At 49.2% G+C, this 23,192-nt stretch carries 19 protein-coding genes and 1 other RNA gene; 11 read left to right on the forward strand and 9 right to left on the reverse strand.

What is annotated here, in order from left to right; genetic code table 11:
* Positions 1–11: 11 nt before the first annotated feature.
* A complete protein-coding gene (locus B1C80_RS09880) occupies positions 12–1,160 on the reverse strand; it encodes an ISAs1 family transposase (protein ID WP_139361631.1) in 1,149 nt (382 codons plus the stop codon).
* 905 nt (positions 1,161–2,065) lie between these two features.
* On the opposite strand from B1C80_RS09880, the gene B1C80_RS28980 reads away from it, so the two are divergent.
* The 3 genes from B1C80_RS28980 (at position 2,066) to B1C80_RS09895 (ending at position 6,653) form a co-directional block, all read left to right on the forward strand.
* Entirely contained in the window at positions 2,066–2,188 is a 123-nt protein-coding gene (locus B1C80_RS28980) for a hypothetical protein (RefSeq protein WP_369822690.1), read from the forward strand.
* 728 nt (positions 2,189–2,916) lie between these two features.
* Positions 2,917–4,974: an ATP-dependent endonuclease gene (locus B1C80_RS09890; RefSeq protein ID WP_077920934.1), complete on the forward strand. Its 2,058-nt coding sequence runs from the start codon at positions 2,917–2,919 to the stop codon at positions 4,972–4,974.
* The gene (locus tag B1C80_RS09895; RefSeq protein WP_161492748.1) at positions 4,965–6,653 is read left to right on the forward strand and encodes a UvrD-helicase domain-containing protein; all 1,689 of its coding nucleotides are present in this window, start codon (positions 4,965–4,967) and stop codon (positions 6,651–6,653) included. Before B1C80_RS09890 ends, B1C80_RS09895 begins: the two co-directional genes overlap by 10 nt.
* Positions 6,654–6,665: 12 nt before the next feature.
* Here the strand turns inward: B1C80_RS09895 and B1C80_RS09900 are convergent, their stop codons facing one another.
* The 3 genes from B1C80_RS09900 to ssrA form a co-directional block, all read right to left on the reverse strand.
* Positions 6,666–7,250 (reverse strand): NADAR family protein, encoded by a 585-nt coding sequence (locus tag B1C80_RS09900; protein ID WP_077920936.1) that lies wholly within the window; start codon positions 7,248–7,250, stop codon positions 6,666–6,668.
* Positions 7,250–8,293, reverse strand: coding sequence for a hypothetical protein (locus B1C80_RS09905; RefSeq protein WP_077920937.1), 1,044 nt, complete (start codon positions 8,291–8,293; stop codon positions 7,250–7,252). Before B1C80_RS09905 ends, B1C80_RS09900 begins: the two co-directional genes overlap by 1 nt.
* Positions 8,294–8,479: 186 nt before the next feature.
* Positions 8,480–8,853: a transfer-messenger RNA gene (ssrA, locus tag B1C80_RS09910) on the reverse strand.
* 170 nt (positions 8,854–9,023) lie between these two features.
* On the opposite strand from ssrA, the gene B1C80_RS09915 reads away from it, so the two are divergent.
* Positions 9,024–9,665: a hypothetical protein gene (locus B1C80_RS09915; protein WP_077920938.1), complete on the forward strand. Its 642-nt coding sequence runs from the start codon at positions 9,024–9,026 to the stop codon at positions 9,663–9,665.
* A gap of 28 nt (positions 9,666–9,693) precedes the next feature.
* Here B1C80_RS09915 and B1C80_RS09920 read toward each other — a convergent pair whose 3' ends face one another.
* Together B1C80_RS09920 and B1C80_RS09925 are read right to left on the reverse strand one after the other, a co-directional pair.
* Positions 9,694–10,680, reverse strand: a complete 987-nt coding sequence (locus B1C80_RS09920; RefSeq protein ID WP_077920939.1) for a S9 family peptidase — start codon at positions 10,678–10,680, stop codon at positions 9,694–9,696.
* 155 nt (positions 10,681–10,835) lie between these two features.
* The gene (locus tag B1C80_RS09925; protein ID WP_077920940.1) at positions 10,836–11,330 is read right to left on the reverse strand and encodes a DUF421 domain-containing protein; all 495 of its coding nucleotides are present in this window, start codon (positions 11,328–11,330) and stop codon (positions 10,836–10,838) included.
* Positions 11,331–11,406: 76 nt separating this feature from the next.
* On the opposite strand from B1C80_RS09925, the gene cobT reads away from it, so the two are divergent.
* Genes cobT through B1C80_RS09945 form a run of 4 tightly spaced genes read left to right on the forward strand, consistent with a single transcriptional unit; the run spans position 11,407 to position 14,458 of the window.
* Positions 11,407–12,417 carry a nicotinate-nucleotide--dimethylbenzimidazole phosphoribosyltransferase gene (gene cobT / locus B1C80_RS09930; protein WP_077921153.1) on the forward strand — a complete coding sequence of 337 codons (1,011 nt, stop codon included), beginning with the start codon at positions 11,407–11,409 and terminating at the stop codon, positions 12,415–12,417.
* 21 nt (positions 12,418–12,438) lie between these two features.
* Positions 12,439–13,221: an adenosylcobinamide-GDP ribazoletransferase gene (locus B1C80_RS09935; RefSeq protein WP_077920941.1), complete on the forward strand. Its 783-nt coding sequence runs from the start codon at positions 12,439–12,441 to the stop codon at positions 13,219–13,221.
* 43 nt (positions 13,222–13,264) lie between these two features.
* Positions 13,265–13,906, forward strand: coding sequence for an alpha-ribazole phosphatase family protein (gene cobC / locus B1C80_RS09940; RefSeq protein ID WP_077920942.1), 642 nt, complete (start codon positions 13,265–13,267; stop codon positions 13,904–13,906).
* Between the two features lie 9 nt (positions 13,907–13,915).
* Positions 13,916–14,458, forward strand: a complete 543-nt coding sequence (locus tag B1C80_RS09945; protein WP_077920943.1) for a DUF6580 family putative transport protein — start codon at positions 13,916–13,918, stop codon at positions 14,456–14,458.
* Positions 14,459–14,528: 70 nt separating this feature from the next.
* On the opposite strand, the gene B1C80_RS09950 is transcribed toward B1C80_RS09945, so the two are convergent.
* Together B1C80_RS09950 and B1C80_RS09955 are read right to left on the reverse strand one after the other, a co-directional pair.
* Positions 14,529–15,167 (reverse strand): gluconate 2-dehydrogenase subunit 3 family protein, encoded by a 639-nt coding sequence (locus tag B1C80_RS09950; protein ID WP_077920944.1) that lies wholly within the window; start codon positions 15,165–15,167, stop codon positions 14,529–14,531.
* Between the two features lie 149 nt (positions 15,168–15,316).
* The gene (locus B1C80_RS09955) at positions 15,317–17,062 is read right to left on the reverse strand and encodes a GMC family oxidoreductase (protein ID WP_077920945.1); all 1,746 of its coding nucleotides are present in this window, start codon (positions 17,060–17,062) and stop codon (positions 15,317–15,319) included.
* A gap of 180 nt (positions 17,063–17,242) precedes the next feature.
* On the opposite strand from B1C80_RS09955, the gene B1C80_RS09960 reads away from it, so the two are divergent.
* On the forward strand, positions 17,243–17,821 hold the full coding sequence (locus B1C80_RS09960) for a DUF4142 domain-containing protein (protein WP_077920946.1): 579 nt from the start codon (positions 17,243–17,245) through the stop codon (positions 17,819–17,821).
* Between the two features lie 81 nt (positions 17,822–17,902).
* On the opposite strand, the gene B1C80_RS09965 is transcribed toward B1C80_RS09960, so the two are convergent.
* Entirely contained in the window at positions 17,903–18,340 is a 438-nt protein-coding gene (locus B1C80_RS09965) for an Rrf2 family transcriptional regulator (RefSeq protein ID WP_077920947.1), read from the reverse strand.
* A gap of 465 nt (positions 18,341–18,805) precedes the next feature.
* On the opposite strand from B1C80_RS09965, the gene B1C80_RS09970 reads away from it, so the two are divergent.
* Both B1C80_RS09970 and B1C80_RS09975 read left to right on the forward strand, forming a co-directional pair.
* On the forward strand, positions 18,806–20,059 hold the full coding sequence (locus tag B1C80_RS09970) for a peroxiredoxin (RefSeq protein WP_077920948.1): 1,254 nt from the start codon (positions 18,806–18,808) through the stop codon (positions 20,057–20,059).
* 89 nt (positions 20,060–20,148) lie between these two features.
* Positions 20,149–23,172 (forward strand): TonB-dependent receptor, encoded by a 3,024-nt coding sequence (locus B1C80_RS09975; protein ID WP_077920949.1) that lies wholly within the window; start codon positions 20,149–20,151, stop codon positions 23,170–23,172.
* Positions 23,173–23,192: the final 20 nt, after the last annotated feature.

The raw sequence follows: 23,192 nt of genomic DNA on the forward strand, positions 1-23,192 counted from the left end.
ACAGGGCTTTCTTATAAAACCATTTGTTGGGTAAAGAACTGGATCAAGGCTGGAAATTTATCGGCGAAGGTATCGAACTGAGCCACCATATTCTTGACATTCAGCTTTTCCAACAGATTGATAACCAGCGTCCTTAGGCTGCTCAAAACTCGACTGATTGCTGCCTGACTGCTTCGCAACTCATCTTCTGCCAGGGTTACATCCCGTTGATGGTGCATCACTTCAACACACCAATGCTGGCGGATGGCATCGAACAGTTCAGCGGCCTCAGACTGACTCGTGGGCTGAGCGTTACTCACAAAATAACTCGTTTCCTCGCTGTCTATACCTGCTTGGTGGCGATGCCGCTCTACGCAGACAAGGGTTGCCAAACCCGTGCCTTGCCAGCGTGGAGCTAAAGTCAACGATTTAAGGCAATAGCATCGACAGATGCGCTGCTCAGTACGGCCATGATGCTTTTGCACCAGGTCAACTCGTTCATATTCAGTAGAAAATAGCGCTCGGCAGATGCATTGCCGATACAAATGGGCCTGATTGGCTTTCAAGCCCACTACATAAATGCCTTCCTCTGCATGAATCGAGCGCAAGGTCAATGGGGTCAAATGTAAGGCATCTAAGCTAATCTTTTGAGTCCACAAAGAGTGCTTATCCAGTAGTTGGCGTACCGTTGGTCGCTCACTTTCTTTGCTGCCGCAGTAATAGGTTTGCCCTACGACCTGCTGGGTTTGATGGGCGACGGCCGAAACACATACTTCCCCTCGTGTGTGCCCGGTAGGAATACTTCCCCGCAGCTCTTTACCATCGACGGCGAACCAAGCCTTCTGCTGCTCATCAAGGCAAAAGCCGAACCAGTCAAATAACAGTTTGGCAAAGCATGAGCCATTCACTTTGGCCAGCAGAACAGGTAGCTGAGCGCGCGAAATTACCTTCTGGTCAGTCAGTTGAGTGGCCTCCAGCAGGTACTCAAACTGGTTACTCATATGCCGGTGGAGCCGGGATAGACTGCCATCCCGGCCACAGCAGAGGGCGGCTACCAGACCGGTAAGCACCAAGGCGACCGAATGGCGTTTACCTCGATTATCCCGCAGATCTAAGTTAGGTGTTTGCTCAAGGAGTCGGAAAAAGGTGGTAGCTTTAGCTGGGCAAGCAGGAGTAGTCATGGTTTTGTAGTCTAGTCAACCACAAAAGTAAGGCTAAGCACTACTTGCCTTTTTTTATAAGAAAGCCCTGATATAGTTAAAACATTGCATTTCAGTGATTTAACATCTGATGACGCGCTAAATCACTCCTATTTCGGTCTATTGACCCCGCCCTTTAGCAGTATTGTAAATTTCCAGAAAGCCAATCCCGAATATATGAATTTGCGATTTGAATTGTGAGCTGAATACGGCTTCAAATAATGGAGGTGCAAAAGGAGTGCAAACTGATCTGTTTGGAAAGTAATTCGCTAACCTAACTTTGACTTTCCAATTATCAACTAATAACACTTCAACCATTAATGAAACTTTCAGTATTAAATACAGCGAACCCTTCAAATCATCTCACTAAAACGATTATCGACGCTGGGCATACCTATGAGGTATATGACCCACGCAACCTATACTTGTTCATCTCTGAGATAGTAAATGGCTACGATCGCATCTTCAACGGTTCTCCGGACTAGGAAGTCCTTCGCGCTTCTTTTCTGCCTCATTAGATGCCATCAATAGTCTTATAGGAGCCAATCTACTTATCTGTGTTTCCACCTTTGGACACCTAGAAGAAGATATTAATTGTCTATAGCCCACAAACGGCTATTAGCTTATTGGTAGCTCTTGACAAGCTATGAACTAGCAAGGCGCTTAGCTCGGGCAATGTAGGTACCCCCTTAACCGTGTTGACGGTACGATCAAACCAGGTAGCTTTGGCTATTAAGGAAGCGGGAGGCTGTCTGTTGTTGCCGAGCAGCTCCCGGGATCACAAGGAGCTGGTGTATGGTTTATAGAAACATCTCTAGCAGCCAACTTTCCATAAAGCCAGCATCCCTATGAAGCTTTAGATCTTTGTTAAAGCTCAAAATAACAACATTAGTGAATCACCCGATCTAAGAGCCGTCGTTATAAGAGATAAAGTAGTATCAGCAATGGAGCGAACGGACAGCCAGGGGGATTTTAGAGCCAATCTATTAAAAGGTGGGAACGGTCCATAAATCAACATAAGCGAGATTGAAAGAGGTATATGTATTAAAGCAGCGAAAGCAGTGGGACTTGAATTTGGTTAAGTAAGTTTGTTCCGATAGACGATGGGACAATGTTACATAAGAGGTGAATAGCAATCTAAGTACAGGCAGACAATACCGGCAAGAATCAGTTTCAGACCTATTCAAGTACATTAAAAGCTAGTCGAATAGGAACGAGACGGCACCGGCCCAAGCACCACTACCCGAAAGTGACAAAGAAGATTAACTTAAACAGAATGGAGAGGAATCATCTATAAGCAGATACAAGGTACTATTAACTAAAGATTAAAAAATACAGTTTGGATTAGAATGAATCAGTTATATTAGCTTTATTTAAACGAAAATGTGTAAAGTGCCAAAGACGACTTATAACAGGACACTAAATAGATTCAATATGTACGTTCAAATGGCTCAACCATGTTAACAAAGAAGGGTAGTAATGGACGAGTAAAAACTGCCAATAGTTCAATCTTAGCAAGGAGAACTAGAATCAAAGGCTAAGGCGAGTACGAACTCAGGCAATCGGAAGATGAGCAATGGTTAAATCTGTCATACAATAATTAGAACTGTTTGCAATACTAAACTGACGCTTGTACAAATATTTTTTAACATTTTATTGCCTCAGATAGAATTAAATTATGAACGTGACTGTTTAAGTACTTATAATGTGAATAAATTAAAAATCGTCAAAACTAGTAATGTATATATCTGAAATTAGTGTAAAAGGGTTTAGAAACTTTAAAGATAATGTTATTTCGTTTAACGACGGAATTAATGTAATTATTGGCCACAATAATGCTGGCAAAACTAATTTAATAAAAGCCCTATCGCTAGTGCTCGACCAGAATGGTGGAAGGAAGCTAGACGTAGACGACTTTTATAAGAATATAGATTTGGATACTCTAAAGAATACACCACCAAAAATAATTATTGAATTATCAATCAAACAAAGTAATGACGAAGACCTTAATTCAGATGATCTTGTAACAGTAAGTGAATGGCTGACAAATCTAGATGAGCCATATGAAGCTAAACTTACCTATGAATTTTCTTTGCCGGAAAGAATGGCATTAGAATATGAAGAGTTGTTACTTGAGGCGGAAGATATTAATCAAGCATGGCTTATTATTAAACACGATTTTATAAGATATTATACCTATAAGATTTACGGAGGATTTCCAGAACATAAAACAGTGGCCGACGCTTCCTTATTAAAGAAATTTGACTTTCAGTTTTTAGACGCGATACGTGATGTAGAAAGGGATATGTTCACAGGTAGAAATACTCTACTACGTGATGTGCTAGATTTTTTTATGGATTATGAAATAAAAAGCAACAAACTAAAAGATGATAAAGAGAAAAAAAATGAGATAAAATTAAAGAAAAAATTATTTTCTGATCAAGCTAATATCTTGTTATCTAATATTAAAGAAAGAATGGAACATGGTAATAAAGAAATTCTTTCCTACGCAAACGAAACAGGTGCATCATTTCATAATGCTACACCAAATTTCGAGGGTAGTCTATCAGATGTGGAAATATTTTCAGCGTTGAGACTTATAGTTGAATATGAAACGGGGATAAAAATTCCAGCAACGCACAACGGACTTGGATATAATAACTTGATATTTATGTCTTTGCTACTCGCAAAAATGCAAGTTAATTCTGACGGGAATTATTTGGGTAGTAATGCAAAAGTGTTTCCGATACTAGCTATTGAAGAGCCAGAAGCGCACCTTCATCCTGCAATGCAGTACAAATTTTTAAAGTTCTTAAGAGAAAATAGAGACGTAAGAAAAAAAGTAAGACAGATATTTGTTACAACTCACTCTACTCAAATTACTGCAGTCGTTGCTTTGGATGAAATCATATGTTTATATGAAGTAAATAGACAAGTGAAAATTGGATATCCTGGCAGAGTATTCCCTCATAGTGATGAAGGTAGAAGAGCTAAAGCATACGTAGAAAGATTTTTAGATGCTACAAAGTCTGATATGTTGTTTGCACAAAAGGTAATCTTAGTTGAAGGATTAGCGGAACAGCTCTTAATAAGTACATTAGCAAAGTACATTGGCGTATCTCTAGAGGACAAGCATATAGCAATTATCAATGTTGGAGGAAGATATTTTAAACACTTCCTTTATTTATTTGACACTAATAAATCGTCATTTGCAATTGGCAAAAAGGTTGTTTGTTTAACTGATAGAGACCCTGTTAGACAATCTGCAATTTCGCCAAACAAAACGTTTGATACGTGTTATCCATTTGAGTATAATGTAGATATGGTGAACTATGAGTATAGAAACCATGCCGAAAAGTTTATTAATACCTACAACAGTACAAGTAAGAATATTCAATTTTATAGTCAAGACGAAAGATTTGGTAAAACTTTCGAGTATGACTTAATATTACACAATCCTAATCTTAAACTACTAATTACAGAATCAATGTCAAATAAAAATGAGATTATATCTTTAATGGATTCATATGAACGAGACACACTTGAAGTTCTATGTAAGATACTGAATACTTCTCAAGAAAATAGTCGAATTTTAGATTCTATTAACCAATGCAATTGGGACGATAATGATAAAAAGAAAGCTATAATTGCCTCACGGTATTTAAACTCAATTAACAAAGGTGAAAATGCGCTTGAGTTGGTTTATTCTCTGGAAGAAAACTTAAAAAACGGAATGAACGATTTTTTTGAAGTTCCACAATATATAAAAGATTCTGTAATATGGATATGCAGTTAATCGAAATAAGCTCTGACGATTCAATTTCAATTGAACAACATTTTAGGGTTTCAGCGGGTCCAGGAGCTGGTAAGACCCATTGGCTTATTAATCATTTGAAAAATATTTTGTCTAAATCTGATAGATTAGGTAAGACTAGAAAAATAGCTTGTATTACATTCACTAATGTAGCAGTAGAAGCAATATTATCGAGGTTCGACTCTTCACATGAAAATTTAGAAGTAAGTACTATTCATAGTTTTTTGTATAAAAATATTGTAAAACCATATGTTAAATTTATTGCGGATGAGTATAATTTAAATCATGAAAAGATAGATGGACACGACGACGTAATATTATCAAACTATACCTTTATTGAAGAATGGAAAAATAAAACTGGGCAACATTATTTAAAGAACAAGGGTGAGATAGTATTGGCTTTAAGTAAAGCTAAATGGGAATTAGACTCGGTTAAAGGATTAACTATCAATCCTGATAAACAAAGTAGAGTTAACGGATACTCAATTAAAAATGAAGCTTATCTAGAGTACAAAAGAATGGCTTGGAAACAAGGTGTTATTCACCATGATGACGTATTATTTTTTAGTTATAACATAATAATGCATTATCCTTTTGTAATAAAAATTATTCGAGCAAAGTTTCCATATCTTCTTATAGATGAGTTCCAAGATACTAATCCTATACAAATGAAAATTATTGAAAGAATAGGCGAGACAGAAACTAAGATTGGAATTATTGGTGATTATGCTCAGTCTATATATGGTTTTCAAGGCGTCAATAGTTCAGCATTCGTTAATTTCACTTTACCAGGCATAAGTAATTATCAGATCTCGTTTAATAGACGGAGTACAATTCAGATCATAGAGGTACTAAATCATATCAGAAAAGATATAGAGCAAAAATCTTTAGAAAATACCATTGGTGAAAAACCAATCATATTTTATGGGGATATGATTACAAGTTATGAACTTGCAGCATCAATTTGTGGTAATGAAGAAATCTGTTCATTAGCTCGAGTCAATATAACTGCAAACTCAATACAGTATAAAGCAAGTAGTATGTTTAATCAAAACTTAATTGATGAACTTGAAATAAAAGACACAAACTATGATAGAAAAAAGATACTTATAGCTTGCATTAGGGCGGCTGAGCTAGGACATAGCAAGAAATACAAAGATGCTTTGAAGCATATTAAATTTTTATATAAAGCGGATTCGGATAAAGGAAACAAGCGAGCACTAAAAGCTCTTTACTTGTTAGTTAGTCATTATGAAAGCTTTAGAGACCAAAGTTTTCTTGAGTTTTCTAACTTTGTTTCACAGAATATTTATTTGGTACCCAAAGTATCTAGAGGACCATTAAAGAAGTTTTGTGAAGAAAATACATATAAAAGTTTGGCTATGTGTTTAAATTATACCGATGATTTAAGTTTATTTAAAACTATACATAAGTCAAAAGGAGACGAGTTTGATAATGTTTTTTTAGCTCTTAAAGCAAAATCTAGCCTGATGTTTTTAACTAATCCAAATCTGATAGATGAGGAAGAACATAGAGTAAATTATGTGGCGGTTAGCAGAGCAAAAAGACGATTGTTTATTTATGTACCTTCGATTAAAGACATAGACAAGCAACTGTTAAATCATATCTTCGATTTTAAGGAAGTAAAATCGAAGATATGATTTAAGACAAATCTATCTATTACTATACTGAAAAATTAAAACCTCTTTCAGATCTATACCTAGTATTGTTAGATTATCAATATTAGGTATGGTTAAACTAAACATATCATGTCTTAACTTTTCTCTTAATTCCATTAATAAACGCCCTAGGGCATTAACACCTATATAATATTCACCATGTTTGCAAGCACCCCATATTTTATCTTCGGTTGAGTACTCAACTATTGAATAATTTTCAGTACTTTTTAAAATCACTGAAAATTTACTCCAGTTTTGTACCAATTTAATTTCAACACATAGCCGCATTATCCTAAAGCGGTTCTCATCCCAATCAGGTCTGGTATTCTGAATGAATTTACGGCTATATTGTTTAGCTGACATAGGACTATTCATGCCGAGAATTACTTTCTGAATATCGGGATAATCTGGATACCTAAGGGCTTGATAAAGAACTTCAGAATTTCTAATATAAAAGTCATTTATCTTAATAGGGAACCCTGGAGCCATATTAGATAGCCCTCCATAAATACCCTTAGTGCTCTTGAAAGTAATGCAGTCATCTCTGTGATACTTTCTTATTTGATCATTCTCATTCATTATCTGCCTCTATTTTGAACGGAGAACAAAGGATACCAGTTTGCTTCCCACCAATATACTAACGGGCATGTATTAGATATATTTCTCCATGTGAAGCAGTGGCTTCCAGTACCTAGGGTTTTATATGCTGGTTGAGTAAAACCTAAAGGCCTTATCGCTTGAACCCTTAAGTTATCTATATTTTTTATTATTTCAATTCCTTTCTGTACGATAATTTTTTCGTATCTATCTCTATTATCAGGGCTAGAAAAGAAATCCTCTTTTGTTGGCATACTTTCTGAACGAAAAGCGTATTGGTCATTTGTCATTGGATAGCTTCTTTCGAAAGCTTTTTCTATGAAATTCAAAAATTCAACTCCTTCCTGTGTTTGTAGTGGGTATGTATGATTAAAAGTCGGGTTTTTGTTATACTTGTTTATTATGGGGTCATTACTAATAGTAAATACTCTATAAAATTTAGCTCTATCAGTCAAACTATATCCTAAGTTTCGTTGCAAATTATATAGGACGTTCCGTTTTCCCCATTCATGTAAAAAGAAAAATATGCTTATAATTTGTATATTATTTTTTTGAAATTCACTTTTCCCATATTCTTCGATTTTTTGTTGTATATCTCTTTTATACGTTCCTCCTGAAGCTAGTATATCATCTATATAAAGCCAGTTCCTTACTTCCTTATTTCCACAATTGTCAATGGATGTTCCATATTCCCTTTCTAATAATTGATCTAAAAATAAAAGGAGTTGAGATTGGCTTTTGTAGTCATCTTGACACCTTAAGAAGACAGTATGGTCTAAGAAATTTTCTATTGTATCATATTTATAATCTTCAGCCAAAGTTTCAAGCAATGTATCTAATTCATCTAAAGCAGCACTTTTTGATAGATAGCTTTTTGGCAAGATATACAGCAACTCGTTCAGAATAAATTCTCTATCGCCTTCATCGAATTGATTAATCCATCTTTGTACATGTGCTTCATCTATTTTTACAAACAAATCATCTTCCCTATAATCAGAAATTATTTTAACTATTTGCTCAATCATTGACGTAATAAGGTTATGGTTGGTGTGGTCTTTACACTGTCCACAATTAGTCCAGTTTATTTATAAAGCGATATGGCTCTTATAATACTCAATAATATGCAAGTTGCGGAGCATCTATTTATTATAGGGTGCACTGTAGTAACAAAAAACCCCGAAATAAGCTAAATTTCGGGGTTTTTTCGGATTTTGTGGAGACGGAGAGATTCGAACTCTCGTCCAGTCAAGGAACCCGTCGTGCCTTCTACATGCTTAGCCGCGATTGGGATTGTCGGGAATCGGGCAGGATCGCGTCAGGCCAACCCTCATCCGTAGGTGCTTGTGTCTTACTCAGCCGTTAACACCATAAACTGAGCCAGCGCTGCGAGTCGATGCCTCCTGATCCAGCCAGCAGCACGTAGGCCGGGGAGACAATGGCTATTGCTTAATCCTCCGGATTAGGCAGCCATGGCGTAGTTATATTCGCCAGTTATTGTTTTGACGATTTGTTTGGGCGGGAAATACCGTCAACTCCCGGCATGCTTACACGCGACCTCAGCAAGCTGTCAATTCCGGTCGTCCCCAGTGTGAACACCCGGCAGGGCGTGTCTATAAACAACATCGGCCCCACCCGCTTGGTTCACTGATTGGCTCACATTTTTGTCGTCATATTGTGCCCGAATAGCAAACTTATTCGTTCTGAATTAGTTATGCCGCTACCCCGGTCCGTACCGGCCTACGCTCTTCATCACCAATGACACTGACACCGTTCGAAACAAACCTTTACCAGCTGCTGACCCCTTTTTTTGACGGACATGGCTATGCGCTCATTCCCGAAAAGAAGCAGTACCGCCACCAGACTCCGCAGGGGTTTCTGAATGTCATCCTCTCGCCCTCATTCTACGACAGCGAGACGCTGCTCGAAGTTAATTTCGGCTGCCGCAACCAGCAGGTGGAGCAGATCGCCCAGCAGTTTCTCAACAACCTGGTCGATTTCCGCTCCGATGCCAATACCCTCATCATCTCCATCGGCAAGTTCACCGAGCGGCTCTATTTCCGGTACAAAATCGGCTCCCCGGCCGATCTGGCCGCGGTCTGCGACGAAATCCGCGTTTTTTTCGATACCTACGGCTTCGCTTTTCTGCAGGATGCCTGTAGCCTGCCCACCCTCGACCGGCTGTTCAACGAACAGGCGAATCAGCCCTGTCCCTACGTCTACAACCAGGCCCACCGCTGCTACAAAGGGCTGATCGTGGCCCGACTCAACCACAATCCCCATTTCGACGGGCTCATCGATGCGTATCGGCATGTGCTGGTCCGCCAGACCCAGAACCCCTATGAACAGATGAACTTCGAGCGGCTGATTGCTTACCTCAATCACTACTCGGCCAATTGATCACCAGCAGGCGCGGACCCGGCAGGCGCTACGGCCGTATGAACCGGACTATACCGGCAACCAGTCCGGGAGTTAGCGGATAGATCGGGTCCGTATAGGTTCGCAGGTGCTCGAGCCCGCTGGCGGGGGCGTCTTTCAGGACGTGGTTCATCTGGTCGAACAGCAGCAGCCGGGCGTCGGGGCGGGCGGCTTTCAGCGCTTCGGCTTCGCTAACGGCCACCTGCAGATCGTGCCGGCCGTTGATGATCAGGATAGTACCGGGCACATCTTTGAGTACCAGGGCGGGGTCGTACTGCATCCAGGATATCATGGCGGGCTGTAGTTTCGGGTGCAGCACCATCAGCGCGCTTTTTTCGGGTGCCGTAACCCGCTGACCGGCCCGCAGGGAGTCGAGGTCGCGATAGGCCAGCTCGCGGGCGGGTTCGGGCAGTTGCTGCAACTGGGTTTTGAGCACCTCGGCAATATTACGTCCCGCTCCGGCCAGGGAGATGAACCCGGCGGGTTTGGTTGCCCGGGCCGCCAGCATACCCACCAGCGAACCTTCCGAGTGCCCGGCAACGTAAACCCGGCTAAACCGTTTGTCGGCCTGCAGCTGCCGGATAAACCCCACCGCATCCTGTACATAGTAATCGAAGCGATGGTCTTCGGGCTTTATCAGCGCACTGCTAGCCAGGGTATTGGACCCCGACCCGCGTTTGTCGTACCGGGCTACGGCAATCCCTTCTTTAACCAGGCTGTCGGCCAGCAGACGATACGTAGCGGCTTTGAGCGTACCCAGGCCCGCAATCTGGCTCGGGCTGTTTCCGTCGCGGTCGGTGGCGCCCGAGCCGGCAATCAGCAGCACGACCGCCACCGGTTTATGGGTGTCAGCGGGCAGGCTCAGGGTTCCCTCCAGGGTCAGACTCAGGCCAGCCGGTACGGTGGTGATGTATCGGATGGGTTCGGTCGTTTGGGCCACAGCAGACCCGGCTCTCAGGCTTACCAGGACTACCAACAGACGATGAAAGATGCGCATGAGACAATAGGTGAGTGCCCGAAGACAGGAACGGGCTCGTTCGTGCCGGAAGGTAAACCAGGAATACAGGACGGCAACCATCTACCTACCAACATTATCCGGATAAATCAACTAAACGGTAGGTTGACAGGCGAAGCGATAGCCGCCAAATCCCCTCATTTTTTCTCGATGACGCTAACGTTTCCGCTGCCTTCCAGGTAGCAGAGCTTCACGGTGGTGTAGTCCTCGACTCCATTTTCGCGCAGAATTCCTTTCAGTTCATCTTCGGTCAGCAGCTCCCGCTTCATGGTCTGGCGCTGCAGGACGCCATCTTTGATCAGCAGGGCTGGCTCCGGCGAGGCCACCCGGTTAAAAAACACGGATCGGTAGCCGAGCCAGTTGATCAGGTAATCCCAGAAAACGAGTGTACCAACCAGCACAACCCCTTCTGTGACGGATTCGTACGTGCCCGCCATGGCATTCTGGGCCGCGTCGGAGACCAGCGTTACCAGGAGCAGATCACTGATATTGAGCTGCCCCGTTCCGCGCCGGAACGCGCGGAAATAAGCCAGCACCACCAGGTAGGTCAGGGTACCCCGCACGAAAATTTCGGCCACAGAGCTGCTGGGGATAAACACACTATCCCAGTCGATTTCCAGTAATTTGTCCATTATGTGGGCTGTTAAGTCTGTTTCTAACAACTCATTTAAGACCTTTGAGTTCGTAAAAGCTTTTGTGTTTAAACGTATGCATGCCGACCGGATCAGACAGTTGATCGATACCAAAACAAAACCCCTCGGGGCATTAGGCCAGCTGGAAGACCTGGCAGTTCAGATTGCCCTCATTCAGCAGACCGAAACCCCGGCCCTGCTTCATCCACACGTGCTGGTCTTTGCCGCCGATCATGGCCTGGCTGCCGAAGGGGTCAGCGCCTATCCATCCCACATTACCCACGGTATGGTCCACAACTTTATGGCGGGTGGAGCAGCCATCAACGTCTTCTGCCGACAGAACGGGCTGAACCTGCTCGTCTGCGATGTCGGGGTGAACGGGAGCTTCGATACGCAGGCCGGTACGCCGGGTGCTTCGACCCTGGTAAAATACAAAATACGGGCCGGCAGCCGGAACATGAACCTCGAACCGGCCATGACTCCGGATGAGTGCGAAGCGGCCCTGGATGCAGGAAAAACGATGGTTAACGGTGTTAGATACCGAAATTGCAATGTCGTAGGCTTCGGTGAGATGGGCATTGGTAACACCTCGTCGGCGGCCCTGCTGATGCATCGGTTTACGGGTCTCCCCCTCGTCGATTGCGTGGGCCGCGGCACGGGTCTCGACGATGCCGGGCTAACCCACAAGCAGGCCGTGCTGCGGTCGGTAGCCGACCGCTACGCCGACCTGACCGATCCCCTGGCGATACTGGCGGCTATGGGCGGTCTTGAAATTGCGGCCATGGTGGGCGGACTGTTGCAGGCGGCTGAGGAGCAGATGGTCATTCTTATCGACGGGTTCATCGCGACGGCGGCCCTGATGGTGGCCCGGACCATCAACCCCGACCTGGACCGGTTCTGCGTTTTCTGCCACGAGTCCGATGAAGCTGGCCACCGCCTGATGCTCGACTATCTCAACGTACAGCCGCTACTGCGCCTGCGAATGCGGCTGGGTGAGGGAACGGGCTGTGCGCTGGCGTATCCGCTCCTGCAGGCTGCGGTGGGTATGCTGAACGAAATGGCCAGTATGGATAGTTTACAGGCGTAGGTACTCGTTCTTCCTTCTCGTATGCGCTTATTCTTTACGGCCCTGATGTTCTACACCCGCCTGCCGGTGCCGAAATCGATCGATCATTCGGCCGACGCCCTCAACCGGGCTACGGTCTTTTTCCCGCTGATTGGCTGGATTGTCGGCGCTATCGGTGTGGGCGTCTACTGGCTCTGTACGGTTTTGTTCCCGCCCCAGTTTCTGCCCATCCTGTTCAGCATGGTAGCGACGGTATGGGTCACGGGCGCCTTCCACGAAGATGGGTTTGCCGATGTATGCGACGGGTTCGGCGGGGGTTGGACCAAGGCGCAGATCCTGACCATCATGAAGGACAGCCGGCTCGGCACCTACGGTACAATCGGGCTGGGGCTGCTGCTGGCGGTCAAGTTCTTCGCCTTGCAGGCCATGCTGACCGTCGAAGCGTTCAGCTGGGTACTGGCCCTCAAATACGTATCGGCGCACAGCCTGAGTCGGCTGACGGCGGCTACGGTGATTCGGGCATTACCCTATGCCCGCGAAGACCTCGATGCCAAAGCCAAACCCATTGCGCAGGGAATAACCAGCCCGCAACTGGCCATAGCCACCCTGTTGGGCCTCGCACCCCTGCTGGCGCTGATCGCGCTGACCGGCCTCTGGATCTACAGCCTGTTTCTGATCCCGCTGCTATTGCTACGCTGGCGGCTGATCTATTTTTTCGACAAATGGCTGGGCGGCTACACCGGCGACTGCCTGGGGGCCACCCAGCAACTCGCCGAAGTCATCATTTATCTCTCTTTCGTCTCCCTGCTCTGGGTATCGATTTGAGTAATGAATGTCATCACTCATCACTCATCACTCATCACTCATTATGGATGTTTATTTAATTCGTCATACGGAAGTTTCGGTGGGTCGTCGGGTGGCGTATGGGCAAACGGATGTGGAGCTGGCCGACGTGTACGAGGAGCAGCGGGATAAGCTCCTGCTTCATCTGCCCGCCGACCCGGCGGCCATTTTCTCGTCTCCGCTGAGCCGGTGCAAACGCCTGGCCATCGATCTGGCTACGGCCCTCTCCGTCGGTAGCCGCATCGAAACGGCACCGGGGCAGACTAACGTGATCGACGCCCATCAGCCTGTCGTTCAGTACGATGACCGGCTGAAAGAGTATCATTTTGGCGATTGGGAGATGAAACCCTGGGCCGATATCGACCGCGCGGAGCTGGACCCCTGGATGGCTGACTTTGTCAACGTCCGCACGCCCAACGGCGAAAACTTCAGCGACCTGTTCGGGCGGGTCAGCTCGTTCTGGCAGGAGCAGATCATGCCCCTGGCCGATCAGCCGACCAGCCAGTCGGTCTGCATTGTTTCGCACGGGGGCGTCATACGGGCTTTGCTGTGTCTGTTTCTGGATTTATCTTTGCAGAATGCGTATCGGATCAACCTCGATTATGGAGCCGTTACGAAACTAACTTTAACCGGATCGTCTTATACGATTCAATACATCAATCGCTGACTCTTCTGCATGAAGCCGCTTCACATTCGTTTAACGACCCTGACCACGATCGTTCTGGCTACGGCCCTGTTCCGGATCCTGCCCCACTGGCCTAACGTCACCCCGGTAGCGGCTGTTGCTTTATTCGGTGCGGCCGCGTTCGAACGCCGGTGGCTCGGTCTGGTAGCCCCGCTGGCGGCTATGCTGCTGAGCGATGCGCTGATCGGGTTTCACAGTGGTATGGCGGCCGTATACGCCAGCTTTGCCCTGACCTGGCTGATTGGGCTCTACGCCCTTCGTCAGCCCACGGCGGGTCGGATAGCAGCCGCTTCGGTTACCTCGTCGGTACTGTTTTTTCTGATCACGAATTTTGCCGTATGGTTCGGTAGCTCGTTCTACCCGCAAACGGCGGCTGGTCTGATGAGCTGCTATGCCGCCGGGCTGGCTTTTTACAACGGCACCTCGTTCTTCCTGAACGGACTGGTCGGCGACCTGTTTTTCAGTGGCCTGCTGTTCGGTTGCTACTACCTGCTTCAACAGCGGTTCCCAGTGTTGCGGCCCGCTCATCGGTAATCGGCTCAGGCTCCAAAACGAAGCGGCCCCGTTAATCAACGGGGCCGCTTCGTTTTGAGTGGGATATTCGTTATTTCCCCGGATTCAATTCGCGCTCTTCGTAGGCCAGGCCGTACTGCTTGAGTACATCGTCTGGCACGCCGTTCCACTGGTTGGGGGTGTTGCCGACGTAGCCCAGGTCCTTGATTCCTATCTGGCTGGTAAAGAAACCGGAAGCCGTCAGGTTACGCATCAGCGTAAAGAACGAAGCCCCCTGCGTCATGTCGGGCTTCGCCAGCGCCGGATAAGCGATCTGCTCGACCATATCGATCTGCTGCGCTTTGGTGCACTGAACAAACTGCTTCCCGTACCGCTTGGTACAGGTGTTGTCGAGCCAGCGGATACCACCCCGCATGGGGGTCTGGTTCCGGGGCTGGTCTTTCATCATGAATTCGATGAAGGCCGGCACCCCCGCCTGCGACGCACTCCCCGACCGTTCATCGGCCGGTATGATGATATCCGACAAGACGGTCACCGTCTGTAGCTCATGGGGGGTAAAGAATTTCTCCGCCATCAGCTTCGCGTCCCGCTCGGCCTCGAACTTCTGCCGGCCACCGGGAATTTTCAGTGGCTTTACGTCGGGGGGAGCCGGCACAGCAGCTTCGGTTGGACCAACCGCCAGCCCAAAGCCCGTCAGCGACAACGCTTTTAATGAATCTCTCCGTTTCATAGCGGTCCTGTTAGTAGTTTACTGGTGTCTCGTTGGCCCTGACCCACATTCGTCCCCGTCGTAGGGTTTACGAACCTGTCGGGCGGTCAGACAGCCCGGGAGCGAGCCTCAGGTTGCCACTGGCAACGGAACACCGCAAACCGGTTTTGTTAAATATTTTTCTTTTTAACCTGATCGATCAAATACTCCGAGGTGCGCATCGAACTGGCCAGGATGGTCCAGGTTACGTTTTTATCCCCCTGCGACGGGAACGCGGCCGCATCGACTACGAACAGGTTTTTCACGTCATGCGCCTGCTGAAACTTGTTGAGGGCCGACGTTTTCGGGTCATTCCCCATGCGGGATGTGCCAACTTCGTGGATGATCTTGCCGGGCGCTTCCAGTCCGTAGCTGTTATCGGCACCGGGTTTTTCGCCCAGGGCGATACCCCCCATCGAGTGGATAATTTCCTCGAAGGTATCCTGCATGTGTTTGGCCTGCTTCACTTCATAATCAGACCATTTGTAGTTGAACCGCAGCACGGGAATCCCGTATTTGTCTACCACGTTGGGATCAATTTCGCAGTAGTTGCTTTCGAGCGGCACCGGCTCGCCCCGACCGGCCATGCCGACATAGGCGCCGTAGAACCGGCGGTAGTCATCCTTCAGCCCGGCACCGTACCCGCCACCCGGCTTCTTGCTGCCGTCGCGGGCGGCAATCATACCGTTCAGCGCTTCAACGCCCCAGCCGAACCCATAGGCAGGCATCCCCATGCCGCCCCAGTATTCGATATGGTACCCCCTTGGGAAATCCAGCTTCTTGTTATCCAGCCACCAGGGCGTAAACACGTGCATACCCCCTACGCCGTCTTCGTTATAGCGCTTCCGATCCATCAGCGCCGGTACGAACGCCGAACGGCTGGCCCCGGTCGAGTCGTTGATGTATTTACCGACCACCCCACTGCTGTTGGCCAGCCCCGTCGGGAACCGGCTCGACTTGGAGTTCAGCAGCAACCGGGCCGTTTCGCCCGCACTGGCCGCCAGAACCACCGATTTGGCCTTGATGGTCACTTCCTGCAGCGTCTGGGTATCGACGTAGCTCACGCCCGTACACAGGCCCGTGGCCGGGTCGGTGATCACTTCGCGGACCATGGCCCCGTTGATCAGGGTAACATTCCCGGTTTTCATGGCCGGTTTTACCAGCACCGACGACGACGAGAAGTCGGCATAGGCCTGACAACCGCGACCACACTGCGCACAGTAAAAACAGGACCCCCGCTCATCGTTGATGGGTTTGGTCAGCATCGACAGCCGCGACGGAATGACCGGGATACCGATACTGCGGGCTCCCTTCCGGATCATCAGCTCGTGGAGCCGGGGTTTGGGGGCGGGCAGGAAGATACCGTCGGGCTCATTAGGAAAATTCTCGACCGACCCGAACACGCCGATAAGCCGGTCGACCCGGTCGTAAAACGGTTTCAGATCATCGTAGCCGATGGGCCAGTCCTGACCAACGCCGGTCATACTTTTACGCCGGAAATCATCGGGACCGAACCGGAGTGAGATACGCCCCCAGTGGTTGGTCCGGCCGCCGAGCATGCGCGACCGAAACCAGTGAAACTCGGTGCCCTTGGCGGTGGTATACGGTTCGCCTTCAATATCCCAGCCGCCCCAGGCAGCATCGAAATCACCGAATGCCCGCGTAGTACCAGCCCCCCGCCGGGGCGATTCCCATGGCCATTTCAGCTGGGTAATATACTTGGGGTCGGCAGGATCATAATAGCCACCGGCTTCGAGAAGCACGACTTTTGCCCCGGCTTTTGCCAGTGTGTAAGCCGCCATCCCCCCCCCGGCGCCGGAACCAACAATGGCTACGTCAAACTGCGTGGGGGGTTTCTGAATCTGAAATGGGTCCATACAAGGGTTGTACGTTTATTCGGTTAAGTCCCGAAAGTAATTTTTCCTTTTAAAGAAAGGAAACAATCAGCCAGAATTACCCGACGTAAGTCCGTTTAATAGAGAAATGGGAACCTGGTAAACGAGATACTTGCCTGTCAGTTCCATACCAGGAGGTTCACCCGTATACACAACAACGCTATGAAAAAGACACTCGTAATGATCCTCGTTGCGGCAACAATAGGTTTGCAGGCCTGCAACGAAAACAAAAAAGACAGCACCGACAGTGTTGAAAACGCCCACGACGCTAACGACACCAAAGAACAGGCCGGTACCGGTCAGGCTGATGATGATAACGACTTTGCGGTGAAAGCCGCCAACGGGGGTATGCTCGAAATGGAACTGGCCCGTATGGCCCGTGAGAAAGCCCAGAGCAACGACGTTAAGGAGTTTGCCGCCATGATGCTGAAAGACCACCAGATGGCCCACGACGAGCTAAAGACACTGGCCGGCCAGAAAAACATCACCCTGCCCGCCCGGCTCGGCGATGACGAGCAGAAACATGTGGATGAGCTGGCGAAACTGACCGGCGCTGAATTCGACAAAAAATACGTGGAACTGATGGTCGATGATCACGAGGAAGACGTAAAACTGTTCAAAGAAGCTGCCGACGATGCCAAAGATGCCGACATGAAAGCCTTTGCGGCCAAAACGCTGCCTACGCTTCAGAAGCACCTGGAACGAATCACCACTATTGATAAGAACATGAAAAACGCCTAGGCGACACGAAGCCTGGAAGCCCAAAGGCCGGACCGCCCAGGTTCCGGCCTTTGGTATTTTTAGAGCACATTACCCGGCAGGCTAAGCTACCTGGGCCAGTTTGTGCGTTCCGTCAACCAGCATCTGCATGGTCGTGGATTCATACACACTCAGATTCGCATTGCGAACTTTTAACATGATGGGTCGAATGGCGCAGGTTTCTTCATCCTCACAGTCGTCGCAGCGGACGTAGAAGTTCAGCGACACACAGGGAGTGGGCGCAATAGGGCCATCAATGATCCGTATGACCTGAGCCAGGGTGATCCGTTCCGGTTCGATCCGGAGCAGGTACCCCCCTCCTTTTCCTTTCTGACTTTGCAGGATACCATGATTTCGCAACTCCAGGAGTATGGTCTCCAGAAACTTTTGTGGAATCGATTCCTTTTCCGCAATCGATGCAATCAGCACCGGTCCGTTGCCGTACGCAGCTGCCAGTGCTTTGAGGGCCTTGATGGCGTATTTCGCTTTTTTCGAGATCATACGTGCTTAGGTTAACGTTGCAAGCCTATAGACTTATAGAACTAGTCTGTTTGTCCTATAAATTTTGTGCACTATTTTGAAAAATAAAAATTTTGGCCGGTTTCTTTCCAAAAAGAGAGCTCCCTCTACCTCGGTTTCCGGCTGGTTCAGCTTACTCGCTGTGGCTGACTTACTTGGCATGAACCCAAAACTTTCGTAGGCAATCGGTATACCCAATACACCTAAAACCCGATAGACTATTACATAACCAGCTGACAATCATTTTTTTAACTTTTTCTTGCAGAACCAAACTTCACGCCCCAATTTTGCTCCCGGCAGTTCGGTTCCATCACTGCCCACCCAAACCAAGTCAGCCTACACGCTGGCTTCTTTATTTCCAAGTTTAATCTATTTAATATATAGATTATAAATATTAATACTGAACATCACCTGATTATCAATCATTCACTTTATACAACCAGTTTTATGAAAGCAACTTTAGGTGCATTGACCGGTACCCTGCTCATGGGCACAGTAGCCCTGGTGCAAACGCCGGTTTCGTTGCCAGCCGGTCAGTACCGGGGCGAATTTCAAACCTCCTCGGGAGCCATACCGTTTAACTTCGAGGTGCAAGTCAAAAACAATGCAGCGGTAACTGTCTACCTGCTGAATGCAAACGAGCGGGAAGAGCTGACGGGTACTCATGCCGAAGGCGATTCGATCGTCATTCCCATTCCCCTTTATGACGCCAGCCTTCGTTTCAAACGCTCGGGCCAGCTGTTGACGGGTATTTACCGGGCTGGTCAGGGACGCCCCATCCCCGTAACGGCCGCGTACGGGCGTTCGGACCGATTCGAAAAAGGGGCTGCCCCGACCGTTAGCCTGACCGGAAAATGGGAAATTGGCATCCAGCGCAATCCAAACGACCCGAACGACGTCAATCAGACCGTGGGCGTTTTTACCCAAACCGGCAGCCGCGTAACCGGAACCATTCTGACAACGACCGGGGACTATCGGTACCTCGACGGGCAGGTTACCGGAAATGAGTTCAGACTTTCGGCGTTCAGCGGATCATCACCTTCGGTTTTTCAGGGTACCATTCAGCCTGACGGCAGCCTGACCGGTACGTTTCGCTACATCCGGGGCACCATACCGGTAACGGGCAAAAAGAATGATGGGGCCAAACTACCCGATCTCTACAGCCTCACCCAGCTGAAACCGGGTTATAACCAGCTTGCGTTCACTTTCCCCGACCTGACCGGAAAGCCGGTTTCGCTCACCGATGCCAAATACAAGGATAAAGTAGTGGTCGTTACCATTCTGGGCAGCTGGTGCCCCAACTGCATCGACGAAGCGGCTTTTCTGGCGCCCTGGTACAAAGCCAACCGGCAGCGGGGTGTCGAGATTATCGGACTGGCGTTTGAGCGGAAGAACGATCTCGCATTCGCCAAAACCGCCCTCTCCCGGCTCATCAACCGGTTTGATGTACAATACGACATCCTGTTTGCGGGTCTGGCCGACAAGAAAGCAGCTTCCGACGCCCTCCCTGCCCTGAACAGGGTGCTGGCCTTCCCGACAACGATTATACTGGATCGTCAGGGTAAGGTAGCGCAGATTCATACGGGGTACACGGGTCCGGCTACCGGCAGCTATTATGATGCCTACGTAGCCGAATTCAACCAGACGATTGACAAACTCCTTAAAAACGAACCAGTCCCGGCGACAACCGGCGGCCGCTGACTACCGCTGAGCGGATCGGCGGCAACCGGTTCGGTCAGTCTATTTACAGGCCCTGGCAGGCCAGTTTTCACGTAACCACAGTTCATACCATGTTTAAATCTTTATCGGCATGGGTAGCCGGCTGGCTACTCCTGACCAGTACTGTACTGGCCCAATCTGGCGGGACAGGGCAAACCCGCCTAACCGGCACCATCCAGGCAGAAGATGGCGAGCGTCTGCCCGGCGTAACCGTTGCGGTAAAAGGCACCAGTCAGGGCACATCTACGGATGCCGAAGGCCGCTTCTCGCTGGTTCTCGACCAGGCAAACACCCTGCTGATCATCAGCGCCATTGGGTATGTAACCCAGGAAATCAGACCAGCCGGCGAGCCGCTGACGATCCGGCTCCAGAATGACGTCCGGCAATTGTCGGAGATCGTTGTGACGGGCTATGGCGAACAGAGCCGGAAGTCACTGACCAGTGCCATCTCGACCGTAAAGGGTGACGATCTGAAAGACATCCCCGTTGCGAGTCCCGATCAGCTTCTGCAGGGTCGGGCCCCGGGGGTGCAGGTTCAGGCCAATTCGGGGGTGCCGGGGGGCGGCATTTTTATCCGGGTGCGGGGCACCAACTCGGTCAATGCCGGCAACGATCCGCTGTATGTGGTTGACGGGGTGTTCATCAATAACACCAACCTGGTAGCCACTGGACTCGGCAACCAGGTCCCTTCTAACCCGCTGGCCGACCTGAATCCGGCCGATATCGAATCCATCGAAATTTTAAAAGACGCCAATGCCACGGCCATTTACGGATCGCGCGGGGCCAACGGGGTTGTCCTGATCACCACCAAACGCGGTAAGTCGGGCAAAACCCGGCTCACCTTCGATACCTACCAGGGCTGGTCAAAAGCGCCGAAGGTCTTTGAAACGGTAACCGGTCAGCAGCTGGCCGAACTGGAAAATGAACGCTTCATCAACGACGGCGGGAACCCGGCCAATATCCCCTACCGCGCTGTAGCGGACGGCGGCCTGGGTTTACCCCAGCAGCAGCCTACCTTTAACCGCATCAACAATCTGTTCCGGACGGCCCGCACGGCTAACTACGAGCTGTCGGCCTCGGGCGGCACCGACAAAACGCAGTTTTATATCGGAGGAGGCTATTTCAGGCAGGAGTCGATCGTACGGCCGACCAATTTTGAACGCTACAGCCTGCGCATCAACCTCGACAATCAGGTAAACGACCGGCTGAAGATCGGGACCAGCACCACCCTGGCCCGCACCATCCGGAACGTCAGCAGCAATGACAACAATCCGGCGGGTGTCATTAATTCGGCGCTGTTTCCCCGCTCCAACCTGCCCGTTTTCAATGCCGATGGCTCGTATGCCAAATACGGCAACTTCGACAACCACCTGGCTCTCATCAACAACCTGAACAACAACGCGGTAGGGTCGCGCATCATCAGCAATCTGTTCGGTGTCTATGACTTCTCTCCGCATCTGAGCCTGCGCAGCAGCTGGAGCATCGACTTCAACGATATGTACGAGAACAACTACAACAACACCCTGTTGCTGGCGGGGCAACCCCGCGGTACGGCTACGTCGTTTCTCTCACGCGATGTCACCCTGCTGAATGAGCAGGTACTGACCTACCGACAGACCTTTGCCGACCAGCATTCGGTACAGGTTCTGGTTGGCAATACCCTCCAGCAGAATACGTTTCAGCGCACAACACTCAGCGGCCAGCAGTTCCCCTCCAACGATCTGCAAACCATTGCTTCGTCTGCCACCCAGACCGGTTCGTCGAGCCGGTCGAAGGCGGGTCTGGTGTCTTTCTTCGGCAAGGCCAATTATAACTTTCGGGACCGCTACTCCCTGGATGCCAGCCTGCGGGCCGATGCATCGTCGCGTTTCGGTCTGTCCCGGCGCTGGGGCTACTTTCCGTCCGTTGGTCTGGGCTGGCGGGTGTCGGAAGAAAATTTCCTGCGCAATCTGAACGCCTTCGATGAACTGAAGCTGCGGGCCAGCTGGGGACTGACCGGCAACCAGGCCGGTATCAGCGACTTCGCATCGCTGGGCTTGTGGCAGGGTGGCGCCAACTACCTCGACCTGCCCGGCACGGCGCCCCTGCAACTGGCCAATGCGGACCTGAGCTGGGAAACGACCCGCCAGTGGAACATCGGGCTCGACGCAGCCGTGCTGAAACGCCGACTGGCTCTGGAAGTCAATTACTACGACAAATACACCTACGGACTGCTGCTGAACGTACCCGTACCCCGCAAGCTTGGCTACTCCTCGGTGATCCAGAATTTCGGCGCCGTCAGCAACAAAGGCATCGAGTTCCAGGTAACCGCCAACTGGATCAACCGGCGGGAGCTGAGCTGGAGCAGTTCGTTCAACCTGGCCCGGAACATCAACCGCATCGAAAAACTGGCGGCTCCTATCACTACCGGCTCACGGGATATTTTCCGGCTCGAAGAAGGTGCGTCTCTCTACTCGTTCTGGCTGTACCGGCAAACTCGGGTCAATCCCGAAACCGGTGATGCCGAATACCAGGACGTCAATAACGACGGGGCCATCACCGTTGCCGACCGGCAGCTGGTTGGCAATGCCTGGCCAAACTTCTTTGGCGGCTTTTCCAATACCCTGGCCTACAAAGGGTTCGACCTGGGCCTCAACCTGTACGTCGAGCAGGGTGCCAAGATCATGAATATGAACCGGTTCTTTCTGGTCCACGGCGGCACGCAGCGGAACATTGGCTATTACCCGGATCAGCTCAACCGCTGGCAGCAGCGGGGCGACCAGACCTCTATTCCGAGGCTGACCACCGACCCCAACAACAATAACTACGGGGGCGTTGTGCAGAATCTGAGCGACCGTTACCTCGAAGACGGCTCGTTCATCCGGCTGCGTACACTGTCGCTGGGATACCGGCTGCCGGCTCCGCTCCTGACCCGGCTCCGGCTGGCTTCCGTGCGGGCCTACGTACAGGCCACCAACCTCTTTACCATTACCCCCTACTCGGGCCTCGACCCTGAGGTGAACTCGCAAAGCAACGTAGCCAATACCAAAAACTTCGACTGGGCCACCGTACCCCAGCCCCGTACCATTCAGGCCGGGTTAACCATTGGTCTGTAGCCACTTTCCCGAGCAATACC

It is taken from the genome of Spirosoma sp. 209, assembly GCF_002006735.1.
GTDB classification, from domain to species: domain Bacteria; phylum Bacteroidota; class Bacteroidia; order Cytophagales; family Spirosomataceae; genus Spirosoma; species Spirosoma sordidisoli.